At 62.7% G+C, this 18,400-nt stretch carries 23 protein-coding genes; 10 read left to right on the top strand and 13 right to left on the bottom strand.

The window, feature by feature from the left end; genetic code table 11:
• Window positions 1-4 precede the first annotated feature (4 nt).
• The 6 genes from FJW04_RS25540 to purC all read right to left on the bottom strand — a co-directional run bounded on the left by FJW04_RS25540 (window position 5) and on the right by purC (window position 3,158).
• A complete protein-coding gene (locus tag FJW04_RS25540) occupies window positions 5-412 on the bottom strand; it encodes a hypothetical protein (protein ID WP_140717440.1) in 408 nt (135 codons plus the stop codon).
• Window positions 409-1,074 carry a glutathione S-transferase family protein gene (locus tag FJW04_RS25535; protein ID WP_140717438.1) on the bottom strand — a complete coding sequence of 222 codons (666 nt, stop codon included), beginning with the start codon at window positions 1,072-1,074 and terminating at the stop codon, window positions 409-411. Before FJW04_RS25535 ends, FJW04_RS25540 begins: the two co-directional genes overlap by 4 nt.
• A 64-nt stretch (window positions 1,075-1,138) precedes the next feature.
• A complete protein-coding gene (purQ, locus tag FJW04_RS25530; RefSeq protein WP_015318137.1) occupies window positions 1,139-1,807 on the bottom strand; it encodes a phosphoribosylformylglycinamidine synthase subunit PurQ in 669 nt (222 codons plus the stop codon).
• A complete protein-coding gene (locus FJW04_RS25525; protein ID WP_140717436.1) occupies window positions 1,804-2,046 on the bottom strand; it encodes a hypothetical protein in 243 nt (80 codons plus the stop codon). The genes purQ and FJW04_RS25525 overlap by 4 nt, the downstream gene beginning before the upstream one ends.
• Window positions 2,047-2,078: 32 nt before the next feature.
• Window positions 2,079-2,321: a phosphoribosylformylglycinamidine synthase subunit PurS gene (purS, locus tag FJW04_RS25520; RefSeq protein ID WP_015318135.1), complete on the bottom strand. Its 243-nt coding sequence runs from the start codon at window positions 2,319-2,321 to the stop codon at window positions 2,079-2,081.
• 42 nt (window positions 2,322-2,363) lie between these two features.
• On the bottom strand, window positions 2,364-3,158 hold the full coding sequence (purC, locus tag FJW04_RS25515) for a phosphoribosylaminoimidazolesuccinocarboxamide synthase (protein WP_013532127.1): 795 nt from the start codon (window positions 3,156-3,158) through the stop codon (window positions 2,364-2,366).
• Between the two features lie 274 nt (window positions 3,159-3,432).
• Between purC and FJW04_RS25510 the strand changes: the two genes are divergently transcribed.
• On the top strand, window positions 3,433-3,753 hold the full coding sequence (locus FJW04_RS25510) for a DUF1476 domain-containing protein (RefSeq protein ID WP_015318134.1): 321 nt from the start codon (window positions 3,433-3,435) through the stop codon (window positions 3,751-3,753).
• 109 nt (window positions 3,754-3,862) lie between these two features.
• Window positions 3,863-4,636, top strand: a complete 774-nt coding sequence (locus FJW04_RS25505; RefSeq protein ID WP_140717434.1) for an HpcH/HpaI aldolase/citrate lyase family protein — start codon at window positions 3,863-3,865, stop codon at window positions 4,634-4,636.
• On the opposite strand, the gene FJW04_RS25500 is transcribed toward FJW04_RS25505, so the two are convergent.
• The gene (locus tag FJW04_RS25500; RefSeq protein ID WP_140717432.1) at window positions 4,543-5,835 is read right to left on the bottom strand and encodes an acyltransferase; all 1,293 of its coding nucleotides are present in this window, start codon (window positions 5,833-5,835) and stop codon (window positions 4,543-4,545) included. The two genes, FJW04_RS25505 and FJW04_RS25500, sit on opposite strands and share 94 nt — an antisense overlap.
• Before the next feature lie 173 nt (window positions 5,836-6,008).
• Entirely contained in the window at window positions 6,009-6,557 is a 549-nt protein-coding gene (locus FJW04_RS25495) for an alpha/beta hydrolase (RefSeq protein WP_140717430.1), read from the bottom strand.
• A gap of 244 nt (window positions 6,558-6,801) precedes the next feature.
• Here FJW04_RS25495 and FJW04_RS25490 point away from each other — a divergent pair, with 244 nt between their 5' ends.
• Window positions 6,802-7,614 carry a VOC family protein gene (locus tag FJW04_RS25490; protein ID WP_140717428.1) on the top strand — a complete coding sequence of 271 codons (813 nt, stop codon included), beginning with the start codon at window positions 6,802-6,804 and terminating at the stop codon, window positions 7,612-7,614.
• A gap of 49 nt (window positions 7,615-7,663) precedes the next feature.
• On the opposite strand, the gene purB is transcribed toward FJW04_RS25490, so the two are convergent.
• The 3 genes from purB to FJW04_RS25475 are packed head-to-tail and all read right to left on the bottom strand — an operon-like array spanning window position 7,664 to window position 10,275.
• Window positions 7,664-8,971 carry an adenylosuccinate lyase gene (gene purB / locus FJW04_RS25485; RefSeq protein WP_140717426.1) on the bottom strand — a complete coding sequence of 436 codons (1,308 nt, stop codon included), beginning with the start codon at window positions 8,969-8,971 and terminating at the stop codon, window positions 7,664-7,666.
• Between the two features lie 60 nt (window positions 8,972-9,031).
• Window positions 9,032-9,496 carry a hypothetical protein gene (locus FJW04_RS25480; RefSeq protein WP_140717424.1) on the bottom strand — a complete coding sequence of 155 codons (465 nt, stop codon included), beginning with the start codon at window positions 9,494-9,496 and terminating at the stop codon, window positions 9,032-9,034.
• A gap of 56 nt (window positions 9,497-9,552) precedes the next feature.
• Window positions 9,553-10,275, bottom strand: a complete 723-nt coding sequence (locus FJW04_RS25475) for a DUF2259 domain-containing protein (RefSeq protein WP_140717422.1) — start codon at window positions 10,273-10,275, stop codon at window positions 9,553-9,555.
• A gap of 146 nt (window positions 10,276-10,421) precedes the next feature.
• On the opposite strand from FJW04_RS25475, the gene FJW04_RS25470 reads away from it, so the two are divergent.
• A complete protein-coding gene (locus FJW04_RS25470) occupies window positions 10,422-10,676 on the top strand; it encodes a DUF2171 domain-containing protein (protein ID WP_023773164.1) in 255 nt (84 codons plus the stop codon).
• Window positions 10,677-10,694: 18 nt separating this feature from the next.
• Here the strand turns inward: FJW04_RS25470 and FJW04_RS25465 are convergent, their stop codons facing one another.
• Together FJW04_RS25465 and FJW04_RS25460 are read right to left on the bottom strand one after the other, a co-directional pair.
• A complete protein-coding gene (locus tag FJW04_RS25465; protein WP_140717420.1) occupies window positions 10,695-11,717 on the bottom strand; it encodes a P1 family peptidase in 1,023 nt (340 codons plus the stop codon).
• Window positions 11,717-12,790: an ABC transporter substrate-binding protein gene (locus tag FJW04_RS25460; RefSeq protein WP_140717419.1), complete on the bottom strand. Its 1,074-nt coding sequence runs from the start codon at window positions 12,788-12,790 to the stop codon at window positions 11,717-11,719. Before FJW04_RS25460 ends, FJW04_RS25465 begins: the two co-directional genes overlap by 1 nt.
• 178 nt (window positions 12,791-12,968) lie before the next feature.
• Here FJW04_RS25460 and FJW04_RS25455 point away from each other — a divergent pair, with 178 nt between their 5' ends.
• From FJW04_RS25455 to FJW04_RS25430, 6 genes are read left to right on the top strand one after another with little or no spacing between them, the layout of a single operon-like run.
• Window positions 12,969-13,496: a flavin reductase gene (locus FJW04_RS25455; protein ID WP_015318123.1), complete on the top strand. Its 528-nt coding sequence runs from the start codon at window positions 12,969-12,971 to the stop codon at window positions 13,494-13,496.
• Window positions 13,493-14,422 carry a MoxR family ATPase gene (locus FJW04_RS25450; protein WP_140717418.1) on the top strand — a complete coding sequence of 310 codons (930 nt, stop codon included), beginning with the start codon at window positions 13,493-13,495 and terminating at the stop codon, window positions 14,420-14,422. The genes FJW04_RS25455 and FJW04_RS25450 overlap by 4 nt, the downstream gene beginning before the upstream one ends.
• A gap of 4 nt (window positions 14,423-14,426) precedes the next feature.
• Window positions 14,427-15,677 (top strand): VWA domain-containing protein, encoded by a 1,251-nt coding sequence (locus FJW04_RS25445; RefSeq protein WP_181173054.1) that lies wholly within the window; start codon window positions 14,427-14,429, stop codon window positions 15,675-15,677.
• A 48-nt stretch (window positions 15,678-15,725) separates the two neighbouring features.
• Window positions 15,726-16,064, top strand: a complete 339-nt coding sequence (locus FJW04_RS25440; protein WP_015318120.1) for an XdhC family protein — start codon at window positions 15,726-15,728, stop codon at window positions 16,062-16,064.
• Between the two features lie 6 nt (window positions 16,065-16,070).
• On the top strand, window positions 16,071-16,775 hold the full coding sequence (locus FJW04_RS25435) for an XdhC family protein (RefSeq protein WP_140717416.1): 705 nt from the start codon (window positions 16,071-16,073) through the stop codon (window positions 16,773-16,775).
• Window positions 16,772-18,382: a molybdopterin-binding/glycosyltransferase family 2 protein gene (locus FJW04_RS25430; protein ID WP_140717415.1), complete on the top strand. Its 1,611-nt coding sequence runs from the start codon at window positions 16,772-16,774 to the stop codon at window positions 18,380-18,382. Before FJW04_RS25435 ends, FJW04_RS25430 begins: the two co-directional genes overlap by 4 nt.
• Window positions 18,383-18,400 lie beyond the last annotated feature (18 nt).

Raw genomic sequence — 18,400 nt, 5'->3', positions numbered from 1 at the left:
TGGCTCAGGCCGTGGCCGCGCAGGCCGGATTGCCCGCTTGCCAGCGCGCGACATCGGAGCTGATGCGTGCGCCAAGCGGGTCGTTCATCAACGGTCCGAAGACGTCGACACGGCTTGAATTGCCCTGTGCCTGCACGACCAGCAACGGTTTGCCGCCATAGTGCTTGGCCGGCACCAGAAGGAAGCGCGGCGTGCCGCTGAACGAGTTCAGTTCATTGGCCATCTGATACTGGCTGAAGGCCGGATCCTTGCTGGCGATCCAGCATTTGTGGGCCGATATCGCCACCTGTTCCATGGAGAGCAGCGCGGCGCTCTTGCCCGACGGCACGGGCGTGCTCTTGGGGCTCGATTGGCAAGATGCCAAGGCAAAGCCTGACACGGCGATCAGGGCGATCGTCCTGTTCTTGATCAAGCGGCACCCATTTCGAGTTCGGACAGAAAGATCTTCAGGCCGTCGGTCATCTCGCCCCACACCCTGGACAATGCCGGATGCTGCGAGGCGATCTGCTCATAGGCATCGAATCTGGGATAGGCGTCGAGCAGGTCGTGGCGGCCGGTCATGGCGCGGAAATTGTTGAAGATGAACCGCGTCGGCGTCAGCCAGGCATCGGCGAAACTGATGTCGCTGCCGAGCGCGAAGGGGCCTTGCGCCATGCGTGCCTCGATGGCGGCCAGCCCATGGTGCAGACGGGCGAATTGGGCGTCGATCTCGGCAGTGTCGCGCTTCGGCACGAAATGCAGTTCGAAAAGCTTCATCGTCGGTGTGAGTACGTCGAGATCGACGATGCGGGCAAACATGCGCACCAGCGCGCGGTCCTTCGAATCGGGCGGCAACAGAGCCGGTTCGGGAAACCGTTCCTCGAGATATTCGGCGATCACCACCGATTCGACGATCGTTTCGCCCGAGCCGGTGATCAGAACCGGAATCCGGTTCATCGGCGAGATGGCGCGAAACGCCTCGGGGATCGGAAAACCGGGCGGCGGCGCGATGATCTTGATCGGCACGTCCTTGATATAGGCCAGCGCCCGCACGATCGAAGAGTAGGGCGACAACGGCCGCGAATAGAGTTTCATGACCGTCTCTCCCTCACGCTATGATCTTGAATTGCCGCAATTCTTAAGGTTGCGGTTGCAAACTTCAAGCGGCAATGCCCAAGGCGCCTTCGAACAGCGCTCTGCCGTCATTGCCGCCATGCGCTGCTTCTATCAGATTCTCGGGATGCGGCATCAGGCCGAGCACATTGCCTTGTTCGTTGACGATGCCGGCAATGTCGTTGATCGAGCCGTTCGGGTTGGTGCCTTCGGCATAGCGGAACACCACCTGGCCTTCGCCCTCGAGACGGGCAAGTGTGTCGGCGTCGGCAAAGTAATTCCCGTCGTGATGCGCCACCGGCGAGCGGATGATCTGGCCCGGCTGGTAGCGACGCGTGAACATGGTGTTGGCGTTGGCGATCTCGAGCTTGACCTGCCGGCAGACGAATTTCAGCGAGGTGTTGCGCATCAGCGCACCTGGCAGCAGACCGGCCTCGACGAGAATCTGGAAACCGTTGCAAACGCCGATGACCATGACGCCCTTGGCCGCCTTTTCGGCGACCGCCCGCATGACCGGCATGCGTGCCGCGATCGCGCCGCAGCGCAGATAGTCGCCAAAGGAAAAACCGCCTGGGATGGCGATCAGGTCGACATCGGGAATTTCGGTGTCGGTCTGCCAGACGGTTGCCGGCGCCTGTCCGGAAATCTTGGTCAGCGCCGCGATCATGTCGCGGTCGCGGTTGAGGCCAGGGAGAAGGACGACGGCTGATTTCATTTTGGTTCGTAAGGCCTTTGTGCTTCGGCAAGTTCGCGCGGGTCGAGACGGCGCTCGATATGTTCTAGCCAATCATCCCGGCGAGCGAGCACGCCATAGATGCTCTTCACGTCACTCTCGGTGGCTATCAGATGACCGCGGATGGAGCCAAGCTCGGATTTTACCTCTCCGAGCGTCAAATCCATCCTGTCCAACCGTGATTGAATGGACTTGAGGCCTTCAAATATCAAAGCTTCCATCGCTCTCGGCCATCAGTTCCTCCGGCACAACTTCAGGTAAGCGTCACACTATAATTCTCAATTACAGTGTTCGCCAGCAGCTTGTCGCACATGGCCTTGAGATCGGCCTCGGCCTTGCCCTTGTCGCTTTCCGAAAGCTCGACGTCGAACACCTTGCCCTGCCGCACTTGGCCGACGCCATCGAAGCCCAGCCCCGACAGCGCGTGTTCGATCGCCTTGCCTTGCGGGTCGAGCACACCATTCTTGAGGGTGACGGTAATGCGGGCCTTGATCACGCTGGACATGCTCCTGTTCTGAACGTTGGGCGCAAGCCGGTGTCAGTGCGGCTTGCCTTTGAGGCCATCGGTCGAGGCGACAAGCACCGGACCGGTAGGACGCGGCGGCTCGTTCTCGTTCATGATGCCGAGGCGGCGGGCGACTTCCTGATAGGCCTCGACGAGGCCGCCCATGTCGCGACGGAAACGGTCCTTATCGAGCTTGTCCTGCGTCGCCACGTCCCACAGGCGGCAGGAGTCCGGCGAAATCTCGTCGGCCACGACGATGCGCATCATGTCGCCCTCGAACAGGCGACCGCACTCGATCTTGAAGTCGACGAGCTGGATGCCGACCCCCATGAACAGGCCAGAGAGGAAATCGTTGACGCGGATGGCCAGCGCCATGACGTCGTCGATTTCCTGCGGGCTTGCCCAGCCGAACGCCGTGATGTGCTCTTCCGAAACCATCGGATCGTCGAGTGCGTCGGCCTTGTAATAGAATTCGATGATCGAGCGCGGCAGGACGGTGCCTTCCTCGATGCCGAGCCGCTTGGACAGCGAACCGGCGGCGACATTGCGCACCACCACCTCGAGCGGGATGATCTCGACTTCCTTGATCAGCTGCTCGCGCATGTTGAGCCGGCGGATGAAGTGGGTCGGGATGCCCATGCGGTTCAAATGATTGAAGATGTATTCGGAAATGCGGTTGTTGAGCACACCCTTGCCGTCGATGACCTCGTGCTTCTTCTTGTTGAAGGCGGTTGCGTCGTCCTTGAAGAACTGGATCAGCGTGCCCGGCTCGGGTCCCTCATAGAGGATCTTGGCCTTGCCTTCATAAATGCGGCGGCGATTTTTCATTTGAATTTTTCTCTGGATTTGCGGACAGGCGGCAAGCGACCACTTCCTGTCCGTCCGCCTGAATTAATGCGGCGACGGTGACGTTCAATGCCGGGTCTATCCCAATCACACCGTTTGCTCAATCGGCAAATCCTTTCAATCAACCGCTTTCGGGACTGAAATGCCGCAGCGCAGCATATGACGAAGCATATTGACCGGCCCGCGACCTTTTGGTTTGTGCTTCGGCAACACACATATCCATTGCCAACGAATCGGATTTGACCGGAGGGACGCCATGAGCAGCATGAAAGACCGCGAAGAGGGCTTCGAGCGCAAATTCGCATTCGACGAGGAGCTTCGGTTCAAGGCTTCGGCGCGGCGCAACAAGGCGCTTGGTCTGTGGGCAGCCGAAAAGCTCGGAAAATCCGGTGCCGATGCCGACGCCTACGCCAAGGAAGTCGTTGTTTCCGACATAGAGGAAGCCGGCGACCACGACGTGTTCCGCAAGATCCGCAAGGATTTCGATGCCGCCGGCGTCGAGCAGTCCGATCACCAGATCCGCCGCACCATGGACGAAATGATGGCGCAGGCGATCGAGCAAATCAAAAACACCTGATCCGGCCGCTTTCTGGCCCAATCGACCGCCCGGCCGATCCGGGCGGTTTTTCTTTGCCTTTGCGGCGGTTTCCGGCTGAAACTGCCGACGTAACGAGGAAAGAGATTAGATGTCCCTGAAGTCCCGTCTTGCCGCAGATGAAACGCTGGTAACTGCCTGGTCGGGCGTGCCGGACGCCTTGACCGTGGAGATCCTCGCCAGGCAGGACTTCGATGCCGTCACACTCGACATGCAGCATGGCGGCCATCACGAGGACAGCGTCCTGCGCGGCCTGGCACCCGTGCTGGCCCTGGGCAAGCCGGCGCTGGTGCGCATTCCCGTTGGCCGTTTCGACATGGCCAGCCGCGCTCTCGATTTCGGCGCCGAGGCGGTCATTGCGCCGATGGTCAACTCGGTGGCCGATGCAAAGCTGTTCGCCGCGGCCATGAAATATCCCCCGCTCGGCGAGCGCTCGTGGGGTCCGACCTATGCCTTTCCCCGCCATGGCAAGGGCGACTATGCCGAATGGCTGCGCGACACCAATCAGCGCACCATGGCTTTTGCCATGGTCGAGACGCGCGCCGCGCTCGATGCGCTCGACGGCATCCTCGACACGCCGGGCATCGACGGCATTTTCCTCGGGCCGTCCGACTTCTCGATCGCCTGGACCAACGGCACCACGGTCAATTCGACGCTGGAAAGCATGATGGAGACGGTGGCTTCGGTTGCCGAGCGCACCCGCAAGGCCGGCAAGCATGCGGCGATCTATGTCGTCGAACCGGCTATCGCCGGCCGCGTCGTGTCGATGGGCTATCGCCTGCTCGCCACGGGTTCCGAGCACGCGCTGATTTCATTGGGAGCAAGGACCTTGCTCAAGGACATGCGGGACTCGATCGGATCCTGAACCAGCGGACTGCTGTCGCCAGCGTGTTGCTCAGGCCTTTGCACCGCGAGCGCCGTGGCGGCCGATCCGCCGCGTCTGATCCTGTCGAACAAAGCGCCGAGCGCCTGGACCCACCAGTTGTTGAAAGCCATCAGCGGCAATGCCGCGAGGATCGACCCAGATATCGCGGCGGCAGCGCCGAGTGCGGCGGAGTCGCTTGCCAACAGCGCCCATGATCCCAACGAGCAGATAACGGGTACATGCACGAGGTAGAGCGGGAAAGACAGGTCGCCCAGGAAACGTGCGGCCTTGCCTGAGAGCCATGACGGTGGGTCATCCATGCTCAGCACGGCGTAAACCAGCATGATGCTTGCCGGGATGGCCACGCAAGCTTGCCGCAAACCGATATCGGAAGCTGCAATATCGAGCACGGCGAAGGGCCGGTATATTCCGACAGCATCTCCTGCATAACCCAGCAGCACCAGCGAAATAATCCCCATGGCCCCTCTCACCCATCGATTCGGGCGAAATCCCATGGCGAGAAGCGGATAGAGTAGGAGGCTGGCCGGAAAGGCACAAAAAAAGAAGCTGACTTGCACCGCCAAGAATACGCCTGTTGCTATGCAAAGCCAGGACAATAGCGCCCAGCGGCCTTGGAAGAAAAAGACGATCGGGGCGAGGGCGAAGGTCAGCATGCTGCCCCAGAACTCGATTGTCATGGTCCACAGGCTGCTGTCGTAATATTTGTCGCCGAAAATGAATGTCCGCCACGCTCCTTGCAGGAATGCGTCGGAGAAACTCGCTGTCTCCCGCGACAGTACCTTTGAAGCATTGCCGAATCTGCCGAGCCACTCAGATTGAGCGACCGCCGCTGCATCCTCGAAGAAATACAGATCGAGCTTGAAGATGACACAGGACGATAGAACCACAACAAGCACGGGTCCAGCCAGACGAGGCAAACGTTTGATCGCACCCAGCCGAAGGTCTTGTGCGTCGCGGGACTGGAAATAACGCTTCACAAGCACATAGGAAGAGAGGACGAAAAACAAGTAGACGGCAGAGCCGCCATTGAAAGCGATGAAAGCCAGACTTGTCTTGAGCGATTGCGCAGCCTCCTCTTCGCCCGCCGCGGACGGCGCAAAAGCACACAAGATATGCCAATTGAGAACGATAAGCGCTGCGGCACCTCTCAAGAATTCGAGTGAAGCGTCCTTGCGCAAGCATTGACCTCTGTTTCAAGGGCGAAGAATTGGCAGCCCGGTTCAAGCACGGATGATCATCCAGAAAGCAATTTCCACTGCTTCTGAATAGTTAACGCTGGCCCTCTTAAATTATTATTTATTCGAGTCCTGCAGTTTGATCGAATGCCATCGTGCGTTGATTTTGGCGCGCCTCAGAGGTCCGTCAGGAACTTGGCGAAGGTCATCGATCCCTCGGGCCAGGGGCCAAAGCCTGAATCCTCGCTGAGATGGCCGGTTTCTCCGGCATCGATGAACAGCGAGCCCCAGGCGCCGGCGATGTCCTCGGCGACATCGAAAGGGCAGAAGGGGTCGTTGCGGCTGGCGATCACGATGGAGGGAAACGGCAGCGGTTCGCGAGGATAAGGGCCGAAGGTCATCAGATGTCTTGGCTTGATCTTGGGATTCGCGACGTCCGGCGGTGCCACGAAGAAGGCGCCGGCGATCGGCTTCCGGAACTGCGGAATGGCTTGTACGGCCGCGGCCACTCCAAGTGAGTGAGCGACGAGAACGACAGGTCTCTCGGCCTCGTTGACCGCCTTGGCCACACTTGCCGTCCAGTCCTCGCGCACCGGCTTCGACCATTCCGCTTGCTCGACGCGGCGCGCCGTGGACAGTTTCGATTGCCAGCGGGTCTGCCAATGCTCAGGCCCCGAATTGGTGTATCCGGGAATGATCAGAATATCTGCGTCCTTGACTTTCATGGCGCTCAGATAGCGAGCGCGATTGCCTCATGCAACCGTTGATGGGCAGGCTTCCGGTCGCAACGGTGAACACCATGTTCGCTTTTCGCTGTCTTGTGTGAACGATGAAGATCGACGATCTCTGTCGGGAGAGAAACAGCCGTGGAGGACCGGGATTTTGGCGCTGACACGACGTAGAGTGATCGGCGCCGCCGGACTCCTCGCTTTGGGAGCTTCGCGAGACGTCGCCGCAACGGAGACAATGATGAGCGAATTGCCATTTGCCGCCACCACGCCGGTGAGCGTCGCCCGCGTCGGCCTGAAGGCGCGTGATGCCGAAAGTCTTGCCGCCTATTATCGCAAAGTCGTCGGACTGCAGGAATTGAGCCGCGCCGACGGCGCGATCACGCTCGGTGCCGGCAGCCGTCCGCTGCTGGTGCTTGAGCCGGACAGCTCTGCCAAACCGGACGATCCGCGCAGCGCCGGCCTGTTCCATACGGCTTTCCTGCTGCCCAGCCGTGCCGATCTCGGACGCTGGATCAACCACGCCATCTCAGACAAGATCGCTATCGAGGGCGCTTCGGACCATCTGGTCAGCGAAGCGCTCTACCTGACCGATCCCGAGGGCAACGGCATCGAAATCTATGCCGACCGCCGCCCGCAGGATTGGAAATGGAACGGCGACAAGATCGCCATGGCGACCGAGCGGATGAACATTCCGTCTGTCGTTGCCGAAGTGCCGGCCGGCGATGCGGGATGGCAAGGCGCGCCGGAAAACAGCATTGTCGGCCATGTCCACCTGCGCGTCGGCAGACCGGAAGAGGCCGAAGCCTGGTGGAACCAGGAATTCGGCTTCGACACGGTCGCCAAATATGGCGGCCAGGCGGTGTTCCTGTCGTCGGGGCATTATCACCACCACATCGGCGCCAATGCCTGGCAAAGCGCCGGCGCCGGCCGCCGCGACCCCTCCCGCTCGGGCCTTGCCTGGGTCGAGATGCGTTCGGACAATGTGAGCAGCGAAACGACCCGTGAGGATCCTTGGGGCACGGTGATCAGGACCGTGCCAGGTAAGGCTTGACTGGACGTCACCACGGCTTTTTTCTCCCCGTAAACGGGGGAAGGAAAGCTCATGCCCCTCCGAAAACCCGCTTGAAGATCGTGTCGACGTGCTTGGTGTGGTAGCCTAGGTCGAATTTCTCGCGGATTTGCGCCTCCGGCAGTGCGGCTGTCACTTCCTTGTCGGCCAGAAGTTCCTCAAGAAAATCAGCGCCTTGTTCCCACACCTTCATGGCGTTGCGCTGCACCAACCGGTAGGAATCTTCGCGTGACAGGCCGGCCTGCGTTAGCGCCAGCATGACGCGTTGCGAATGCACAAGGCCGCGAAACTTGTTCATGTTGTTCAGCATGTTGTCGGGATAGACGACCAGCTTGTCGACGACGCTGGTCAGGCGTGACAGCGCGAAATCGAGCGTCACGGTGGCGTCCGGGCCGATCATGCGCTCGACCGAGGAGTGCGAGATGTCGCGCTCATGCCAGAGCGCCACGTTCTCCATCGCCGGCAGCGCCATGGAACGCACCATGCGGGCAAGGCCGGTGAGGTTTTCGGTCAGCACCGGGTTGCGCTTGTGCGGCATCGCCGACGAGCCTTTCTGGCCCGGCGAAAAATACTCTTCCGCTTCCAGCACTTCGGTGCGCTGCAGATGCCGGACCTCGATCGCCAGCCGCTCGATCGAGGAGGCGATAACGCCGAGGGTCGCGAAGAACATGGCGTGGCGGTCGCGCGGAATCACCTGCGTCGACACCGGTTCCGGCTTCAGTCCGAGCTTTGCCGCCACATGTTCCTCGACATAGGGCTCGATGTTGGCGAAGGTGCCGACCGCGCCCGAAATCGCACAGGTGGCAATGTCTTCGCGCGCGTGCACCAGCCGCTCGCGGCAGCGCGAGAATTCGGCATAGGCCTGCGCCAGCTTGATGCCGAAGGTCGTCGGCTCGGCATGGATGCCGTGGCTGCGGCCGATGGTGACGGTGTCCTTGTGCTCGAACGCGCGGCGCTTGAGCGCTGCAAGCAACGTATCGATGTCGGCCAGCAGAATGTCGCTGGCGCGGGTGAGTTGCACCGCAAAGCAGGTGTCGAGCACGTCCGAAGACGTCATGCCCTGATGGATGAAGCGCGCATCGGGCCCGACGAATTCGGCAAGATGGGTAAGGAAGGCGATAACGTCATGCTTGGTGACGCGCTCGATCGCGTCGATCTTCTCGACGTCGAATTCGGCCGCGCTTCCCTTTTCCCAGATCGTTTTTGCCGCTTCCTTGGGGATGACCCCCAGTTCGGCCAGCGCGTCGCAGGCATGGGCCTCGATTTCGAACCAGATGCGAAACCGGGTTTCGGGCGACCAGATGGCGACCATTTCCGGCCGGGAATAGCGAGAGATCATCGGTCATTCCTGATGTGTCGGAGGGATTTGTCCGCGTCCTAACAGAGGCGGACCAAATGCTCAACGCTGCTGCCGTGCAAACCAGAGGCTGACGGCGAACAAGGCGACGAAACCAAGCGGGAAATAGAGCCGGATGCCCAGCACCACGAACTGGTAGGACGCCACCGCCATCGTGAAGGCGAGCTGAAAGCCCCAGGTGAAGGTGAATACGGGCGCATGCCATTCGGCATAGTAGGAGCGGTATTGCAGGGCATACAGCAGGGCGGTGAGGCCGATCGTTGCGGCCGCAAGCCCTACGAATGTTGCCGCGAAGGCGACCTCCCGGCCCCTTTCGAGCGAAACCAGCCGTGCGGCAAACAGGCCAACGGGAAAGGCTAGGCCGCCGCCGACGGCAAACAGCAGGGACACGGTGCGGATCTTGCCTGGCGTCACCCAATTGTCCAGCAACAGGTTGACGAGTGCGCTGGCGCCCATCATGGCGGCCCACAGCAGCGCACCGAGAAGCGCTGCACGCAGTGTCGGCATGGCGCCGCGAAGGTGGTGCAGGGCGCGATTGCGCCTGACGGGTTGGGCAAGCTCTGTCACAGGCGGCCGGTCACGGCGATCCAGCGAAAGTCCGGCCCTTCGAAGCCATACTGGCGCACCGCGATCAGCACCGCATAAGCGCTGAGGCTGTCCATCGAGAACGTCTGCACCGCGCCGATGCGGTAGCCGTTCGGGCAGCCCCGGCTCTTGGGGATCGCTTTGTCCTCGTGCAGCAATTTCGTGGTGCCGCCATCCCGCGCCTCGATACGCAGCAGCCGGAAGCCATTGATCTCGCCCTGGCTGGCGCAACCTTCGGTGTCATTCATGCCGATCTCGTCGAGCCGGAACTCGAGCGGCTGGTCGACAGGGGAAAAGATCGGTCGCGGATTGACCACTATGCGATGTGGATCGGCCGAAAGCTCGGTCACCGGGTTGGAGCCGGCGGTGATGCCGCGGTTGGCACTCAGCTCGGCCTGGCTGACAATGGCCTCGCCCTTTTGCCGGGCCTGAAGGCGGGCAGCGTCGAGCGTTGCCTTCTCGTCGTCGAGCCGGACCCTGACCGGCGTGCCCTTGAGAAAGCTGTCGTTGCTCGTGTCGATGTAATACCGGTTGGCATAGGGAAAGCCCGACCCGTCCTGGATGCCGTACTCCTCGAAGGCGAACACGCCGCCATCCCGGGTGAAGCCCAGGATTTCGAGCTCCGCGACATCGCCGGCCTGGGCAATCGACGCCGCGAACTGCGTGGCCAGGCAAACGGCAAACAGGAAAAGCGTCCGCATTGTCATCGCTCCTTCGGCCTGATCGCTTCATCCCTAGCACGACGAGATCAAAACGTCGTGCGGACCAAGGCCGATGCATCCAAACCGCTCGTCATTTGTTATTGTCGGCAGTCCCAAGGGAAACCCACCCCAATGGAGAAGCTAACATGACCGACACCAGCAAAATTCGTGAGCACATGGAAGTCGTCGGCGCCGACGGCGTGCATATCGGCACCGTCGACAAGGTCGATGGTCAGCGCATCAAGCTGACCAAGGCCGACAGTGGCGAGGGGGCTCACAAGGGCCATCACCACTATATTTCCCTGGCCCTGGTTGCCGAGGTCGATGGCAAGAAGGTGTGGCTGTCCGCGAATTCCGACGTCGCGGTGACGTTCGAGGAAGAAAAATCCGATCCGGTTTGATCGACGGCTTTAGCCAGCCTAGTGACGTGACGACCAGACGGGAAACAGGTCGTTGTCGGCTGGCGTCGCGGCAAACACGCCACGGCTGATGGCGCGCGCCATAGTGGCGCCGGCGGCGGCGTAGAGGTCGATTGCCGCGTCGGCGGTCAGTTCGACCCCGCTCTTGCCGGTGGCCAGCGCGAACACCAGGTCGCCGTCGGCCGGCGTATGGGTCGGCCAGATGGCGCGTACGAAGCCGTCATGCGCCGAAATTGCCAGGCGTTTGGCGGCGGCCTTGGTGAGAACCGCGTCCGTGGCAATGGCCGCGATGGTCGTGTTGCCGCCGCTGTCCATCTGCCGTTCGTGATCCTTGTCCCGGTATTTCAGCAAAATCCGCTTCGCGTCCTCGGGCATGGGCGAGGGATAACCAAGCCCGCCGAATTCATCGCCGATTTCGAAGGGTGCCGCCCAGAAATGGCGGGTGCGGCCGACGGTCACCGAGCCGGTCGGGTTGACGGCGGCCAGCGCGCCGATGGTGATCCCATTGTCCAGCAGTGTCGAGGCGGAACCCAGGCCACCCTTCAGCCCCGACGTCAGTGCACCGGTTCCGGCGCCCGCCGTGCCAAATTGGAAATCGACAGCGGCAGTCTGCACCGACTCGTAGCCGAGGTCGCGATAGGGGGGATAGCGGCCCCAGTCCTTGTCGCCGCCATTGCGCAGGTCGAAGAGGATCGCCGCCGGCACGATCGGTACGCGGAAGCCGCCAACCTCGAAGCCGATGCCGCGTTCGCGCAGTGCGGCCTGCACGCCGGAGGCAGCATCGAGCCCGAAAGCAGAACCGCCCGACAGCACCACGGCATGGATCGTCTCCACCAAATTGTGCGGTTCCAGCAGATCCGTCTCGCGGGTGCCAGGCGCACCGCCAAGAATCTGGACTCCCGCGACCGCCGGCTCGTCGCAAAGGACGGTCGTCACGCCGGACTTCAGCCTGGCGTCGGAAGCATTGCCAACGCGCAGGCCCATGACATCGGTGATGAGATTGCGTGGACCGGTGCGGAACATCAGTTGTTTTCCAAGGGCACGAAGCGGGTGCCGTCGAAGCGGAAGACACGGTAGAGGCTCTGGCTGAGGTCGCCCTTGTCGTCGAAGCGGACCGGTCCGATCGCCGTGGTGAAATCATGCCCGGTGAGTGCCTCGGCCAGCGGCCCGCCGGAGCCTGCTGCGTCCGACGATGCGGCCTTGGCGATCTCGACCGCAGCATAAGCCGGGAGGGCGTAGCCGTCCGGCACGATCTTGTGCGCGGAGAAGCTTTCCAGCACTTTGGGATCCGCGACATCGGCCCATTCGGGTGGCGCGATCATCAGCGTGCCGGTCGCGTAAGGCACGTCGCCGGGCGGCGTGCGCAGGTTTTCGCCGCCGGCAAGGACGATGCCCGTCTGGAGCTGGGCGGCATCGCGCCCCATAATGGCGATGTCGTCGCCGTCGCCGCCGGCAAAGACATGCGTGGCGCCGGCCTTTTTCAGCCGTCCCACCAGGCCGATCTGGTTGTCGAGCTGCGGCCGGAACGTGTCGACGAAGACCGGTTTCAGTGCCGCCTGCTCGGCAGCAGCACGAAATGTCTCCGCCATCTCACGGCCATAGATGGTGCCGTCGTCGATGATCGCGAACAGCTCGTTCCGCCATAGCCGGGTGAGGTTAGCGGCAACGGCGTTGCGCTCGTCGTCGCCGCGCGGGCTGAGGCGATAAACCGGCCAGCCGGTCTTGGCGCGGCGGTCGGTCAGGCTTTCGGTTCGCACACCAACGGTGATGACAGGAATATTGGCGTCCTTAAGGACAGGCATCGCCGCCTCGATCGCCTCCGTGCAGAGGAAGCCGATCACGACATTGACCTTGGCTGCCACGAATTCCCTGGCCGCCGCGGCGCCGCCATCGCCGGTGCAGGCGTCATCAACAGTCTTGAGTTGGATGCCGTCCACCTCTGCCGCGAGCCCGGCGCCAGCCTCGATCTGCCTGCCGAGGATGGCCGATGGTCCCGACAGGGGTGCTGCGACACCAATCGTGAGCGTCTGTGCGCTGGCGGCGCCGGCCATGAACAGCCAGGCCAGCGCTGCGGTTGTGGTTGCCCCGGATCGCATGCTGCCGAAGAATTCCTCCAAGCCCGCACGTCGCGCAGGCGTCAAATTCCCGCCAAGACCTAAAGGCTGCCCGGCCTTGGTGCAACACGCGAATTCGGGATATGGGCCAAGCACTTCGCTTGTGGCATGTGATGTCTGGCCATATATGTCAGGTGAACAATGGCCATGGAATCTTCCAGTGCTGAAGAAGAACGATATTGGACCGCAGGCCTATCGCGACGCGATGAGTCATTTTGCCGGTCATGTCCATGTGGTGACCACCGACGGACCCGCCGGAAAGCGGGGGACGACGGTGATCGCGGCATGTTCTGTGTCGGATACGCCGCCGACCATCCTGGTCTGCCTCAATCGTGAAAATGCCAAGAATGAGCTGTTCGTGAAGAACGGCAAATTTGCCCTGAACACGCTGGCTTCGCACCAGGAGCCGCTGTCGATTGGATTTTCCGGCATGACTGGCCTGCCGGTCGAAGAGCGCTTCGCGCTCGGCGAATGGGATGTGATTTCCACCGGCGCGCCGACGCTGAAGGGCGCGCTAGCCGTGTTCGACTGTGAACTGATCGACACCAAGGACCTGGCCACCCATCGTGTGCTTTTTGGCAAGGTGACAGGTCTGCGTATGGGCGATAATTTGCGGCCGCTGATCTATCACGCCCGCGGCTACCACGTCCTGGAAAGTGGGGCCGCCGCACCCGCGGAGAAGGAATGAGCGACTTGAAACCGCGCCCCGTGCCGCGGACGATCGACGAAACGCTCGATCTCCTGACCGGCGCGGACTATGTCGCGGACCGGTCGCTGGCAACGGTGCTTTTCCTGTCTCTGCGCATGAGGCGGCCGCTTTTCCTCGAAGGCGAGGCCGGCGTCGGCAAGACCGAGATCGCCAAGGTGTTGGCCGAGGCGCTTGGCCGCCGGCTGATCCGCCTGCAGTGTTATGAGGGGCTCGACGTCTCCTCGGCCGTTTATGAGTGGAATTACGCCGCGCAGATGATCGAAATCCGCATGGAGGAGACCGCCGGCAAGGTCGACCGCTCCGCCATGGAGCGTAACGTTTTCTCCGAAAAGTACCTGATCCGCCGGCCGGTGCTCGATGCGCTGACCGGCAAGACGGGCGCAGCCCCGGTTTTCCTGATCGACGAACTCGACCGCACCGATGAAGCCTTCGAAGCCTTCCTGCTCGAAATCCTCTCCGACTTCCAGGTGACTGTGCCTGAACTCGGCACGATCAAGGCGGAAGAGCCGCCGATCGTCATCATCACCACCAACCGCACCCGCGAAATCCACGATGCGCTGAAGCGGCGCTGCCTTTATCACTGGGTCGACTATCCCAGTGCCGAGCGCGAACTGGAGATCGTGCGCCGCAAGGTGCCTCGGGCCAACCAGCGGCTTTCGGCCGAAGTGGTGTCCTTCATCCAGAAGCTGCGCCAGATCGAGCTGTTCAAGGTGCCGGGCGTCGCCGAAACCATCGACTGGGCCGGCGCGCTGACCGAACTCGACAAGGTGGCGCTCGATCCGGAGACGGTGTCCGACACGGTCGGGGTGCTGCTGAAATACCAGGACGACATTGCCCGCATCGGCGCGGGCGAGGGCCGGCGCATCCTCGATGAGGTCAAGGCCGAGCTCGCGGCGGCGGAGTAGGGTGGTGAAGGCGTCCCGACCCGACCCTGGAGAGGCGACGGCGGACGGCCGGATCGCAGACAACATCGTCTATTTCGCCCGCACCTTGCGCAAGGCCGGCATGCGGGTCGGGCCCGCTTCGGTCAAGGACGCGATCGAGGCGGTGCTCGTCGCCGGCATCGGCTCGCGTGATGACTTTTACTGGACCCTGCACGCCGTTCTGGTCTCGCGGCATGAGGATCATGCCACCTTCGACGAAGCTTTCCGACTGTTCTGGAAATCGCGCGAATTGATCGAGAAGCTGCTGGCGATGTTTTCGCCGGTGGCGCCTGACGTCAGGCAGAAGCAGAAACCGCGCGCGGCTGAAAATCGCGTCAGCCAGGCGATGTTCGAGGGTCATCGGAAAAACCAGACGCCTCAGGAAGTCCCTGAGATCGAGGTCGACGCCCGCTTCACCTTTTCCGGCAACGAGCTGTTGCGGGGCAAGGATTTCGCGCAGATGAACGCAGTCGAGATGGCTGACGCCCGGAAGGCGATCGCGGCGTTGCGGCTGCCTGTCGACATGGTGCGGACCAGACGCTTCAAGGCCGATGCGCATGGCCGCCGCATCGATCCACGTGCCATGATGCGCTCGGCGGCGCGCACCGGCGGTGAATTGATCCTGCCGAAATTCCGCTCGGTCCGCGAAGTTCATCCGCCCCTGGTGGTGCTGGCCGATATTTCCGGTTCGATGAGCCAATACACGCGCATCTTCCTGCATTTCCTGCATGCGCTGACGGAAAAGCGTCGGCGCGTGCACACTTTCGTCTTCGGCACGCGGCTGACCAACCTGACCCGGCAGATGCGCCACCGCGATCCCGATGCCGCCCTTGCCGATTGCTCGGCGGCGGTCAAGGACTGGTCGGGTGGCACGCGCATCGGCGATACGCTAGCCGAGTTCAACCTTGTATGGTCGCGACGTGTGCTGGGACAGGGCGCGGTGGTGCTTCTGATCACCGACGGGCTGGAGCGCGACGATATAGGGGGCTTGGCGGAAGAAATGGAACGGCTGCACAAATCCTGCCGGCGGCTGATCTGGCTCAATCCGTTGTTGCGCTTCGATGGTTTTCAGGCGCGCGCCCGCGGCGTCAAGGCGATGCTGCCGCATGTCGACGAATTCCGCTCGGTGCACAATCTCGACGCGCTCGCCGATCTCTGCACCTCGCTGGACAAGAAATCGGTCCTTTCCGTCGATCCACGGCGGTGGATGGAAGCTGGCGCAAGGCACGCCGCATAGCCATATATTTCCGGCTTTTGGAAAAAACAGACCCTGAGAGAAGCAACGATGAGTGACAGTCTTTATCTCGATGAGGCCCGCGACCCGCTGATCATCGCGGAAGCCTGGATGAAGGACGGCAAGGATGTCGCGGTCGCGACCGTTGTCGAGACCTGGGGTTCGGCGCCGCGCCCGGTCGGCAGCCACCTTGTCATCGATGCCGATGGCAATTTCCACGGCTCTGTTTCGGGCGGTTGCGTCGAGGGCGCTGTCGTGACCGAGGCGGTCGACGTCATCGGCTCCGGCAAAGCCAGGATGCTGGAGTTCGGTGTTGCCGATGAGACCGCCTGGCAAGTCGGCCTGTCCTGCGGCGGCCGCATCAAGGTTTATGTTGAGCGATTGGGCTGACCTCCGATGGATCCTTATGCGCTGAAGACGCTCAATGCCGAGCGGCGCGCCCGCCGCGCGGCGATCCTCGTCACTGATCTCGGTGATGGTCGCGATCGTATCGTGCGGGAGGGTGATCAGGTCGCCGGCGATCTCGGTGCGGCGATCGCCAAGGCGTTTCGATCCGGCAATTCGGGGTCCGTCGAGGCGGAAGGGCGGACCTTCTTCCTCAATGCGCATCTGCCGCGGCCGCGTCTGGTGGTGATCGGCGCCGTGCATATCAGTCAGGCGCTCGCGCCGATGGCCCGGATCGCAGGCTATCCCTTGGAGATCATCGATCCGCGCACCGCCTTTGCCACATCGGACCGCTTTCCCGATGTCGCCTTGCATGCCGACTGGCCGCAGGATGTGTTGGAACGCCAGCCGCTCGACGCTTACACCGCGCTCGCCGCCGTCACCCATGACCCGAAGATCGACGATTTCGCGCTGAAGGCGGCACTCGACGCCAACTGTTTCTATGTCGGAGCGCTCGGCAGCCGAAAGACGCATGCCAGGCGCGTCGAGCGCCTGCTGGCGCTGGGCGCGAGTGCGGACCAGATCGCGCGTATCCACGCGCCGATCGGGCTGGACATCGGGGCGGCAAGCCCCGCCGAGATCGCCGTCGCCATTCTCGCGCAGACCATTCTTGCCTTCCGCTCGCGCGGCCTCGATGCGAAGGGCGCGGCGGCGTGAAATTCGGTCCGATCCCGATCGACGCGGCCGAAGGGGCGGTGCTGGCGCATGCGACCGCGGCCGGCGAAAAGCGATTTCGCAAGGCGCACAGGCTGAGCGCCGAAGATGTCTCAACGCTCAAGAGGGCAGGTGTTTCGCAGGTCGTTGCGGCCGTGCTGGCGCCGGACGATCTCGGCGAGGACGCCGCGGCGCAAAAAATTGCCGAAAGCATGACCCTAGGCGGCATCGAGGCGAAGCCCGCCGCCACCGGCCGGGTCAATCTCCACGCCAAGGCGGCTGGCATCTTCACCGTCAATGCCGCTGTCATCGAGGCCATCAATGCCGTCGATCCCGCCATCACCATCGCGACGCTGGCCCAGCACGCGCCGGTCGAAAAGGGCCAGATGGTCGCGACGGTGAAGATCATTCCCTTCGCGGTCTCTTCCTCGTTGGTGGCCGCCGTGACGGAAATCTGCGCCAGCGGCGAAATTTTTGCCGTCAACGCCTATCGGCCGATGCGTGTCGGCGTCATCCAGACGGTGCTGCCGGGCACCAAACCAACCGTGCTCGACAAGACGCTGCGCGTCACCGAAGCCCGGCTGGCGCGCTCCGGCGGCAGGCTGACGGCGGAGCGCCGTACGCCGCATGAGATCGCCCCTGTCGCAGAGGCCGCCATCGCGCTTGCGCGCGACAACGACATGGTGGTGATCTTCGGGGCTTCCGCCATGAGCGATTTCGCCGACGTCGTTCCGGCGGCGATCGAGAGGGCGGGCGGTACCATCATCCGCGCGGGCATGCCGGTCGATCCCGGCAATCTGCTGGTGCTAGGCACACTCGGCGGCAAGCGCATCATCGGCGCGCCTGGCTGCGCCCGCAGCCCCAAGGAGAACGGCTTCGACTGGGTGCTCGACCGGTTGATTGCCGGCCTGGACGTCACCGCGCGCGACATTGCCGGCATGGGCGTCGGCGGCCTGCTGATGGAGATACCGACGCGGCCGCAGCCGCGCGAGCCGCTGCCGGCCAAAAGTCGGCTCAAGGTCGGGATCGTGCTTCTGGCGGCAGGCCGGTCGAGCCGCATGGGCGGGCCGAACAAGCTGATGGCGCTGTTCGACGGCCAGCCGCTGGTGCGCCGCACCGCCGAACGCGCGCTCGCCTCGAAGGCTTCGGGCACGATCGTCGTCACCGGTCATCAGCGCGAGCGGGTGCGCGCGGCATTGTCGGGCCTCGACGTCACCTTCGCCGACAATCCCGATTTTGCCGATGGCCTGTCGACCTCGCTTAAGGCCGGCACTGCCTATCTGCCCGAAGACGCCGCTGGTGCGATGATCGTTCTGGGGGACATGCCGGGTGTCGCATCCGACGATCTCGACAGGCTTATCGATGCCTTCCGCAGGGCCGGCGGCAACTCGGTGGTCCGTGCCACGCACCAAGGCAAACGCGGCAACCCGGTGCTTTTGCCGCGCTCGTTATTCGCCGCAATCGCCCATCTCGAAGGCGACACCGGCGCTCGCCATCTGGTCGAGGCCGAAGGGCTCGATGTCATCGATGTCGAGATCGGCGAAGGCGCGTCCGTCGATGTCGACACCCGAGAGGCACTGGAAGGCGCTGGCGGCGTGCTGCAGGATTGACAAACAGAGGCGGCATTA

The organism is Mesorhizobium sp. B2-7-3 (genome assembly GCF_006440715.1).
Lineage (GTDB): Bacteria > Pseudomonadota > Alphaproteobacteria > Rhizobiales > Rhizobiaceae > Mesorhizobium > Mesorhizobium australicum.
This window is presented reverse-complemented; position numbering and strand designations above follow the sequence as displayed.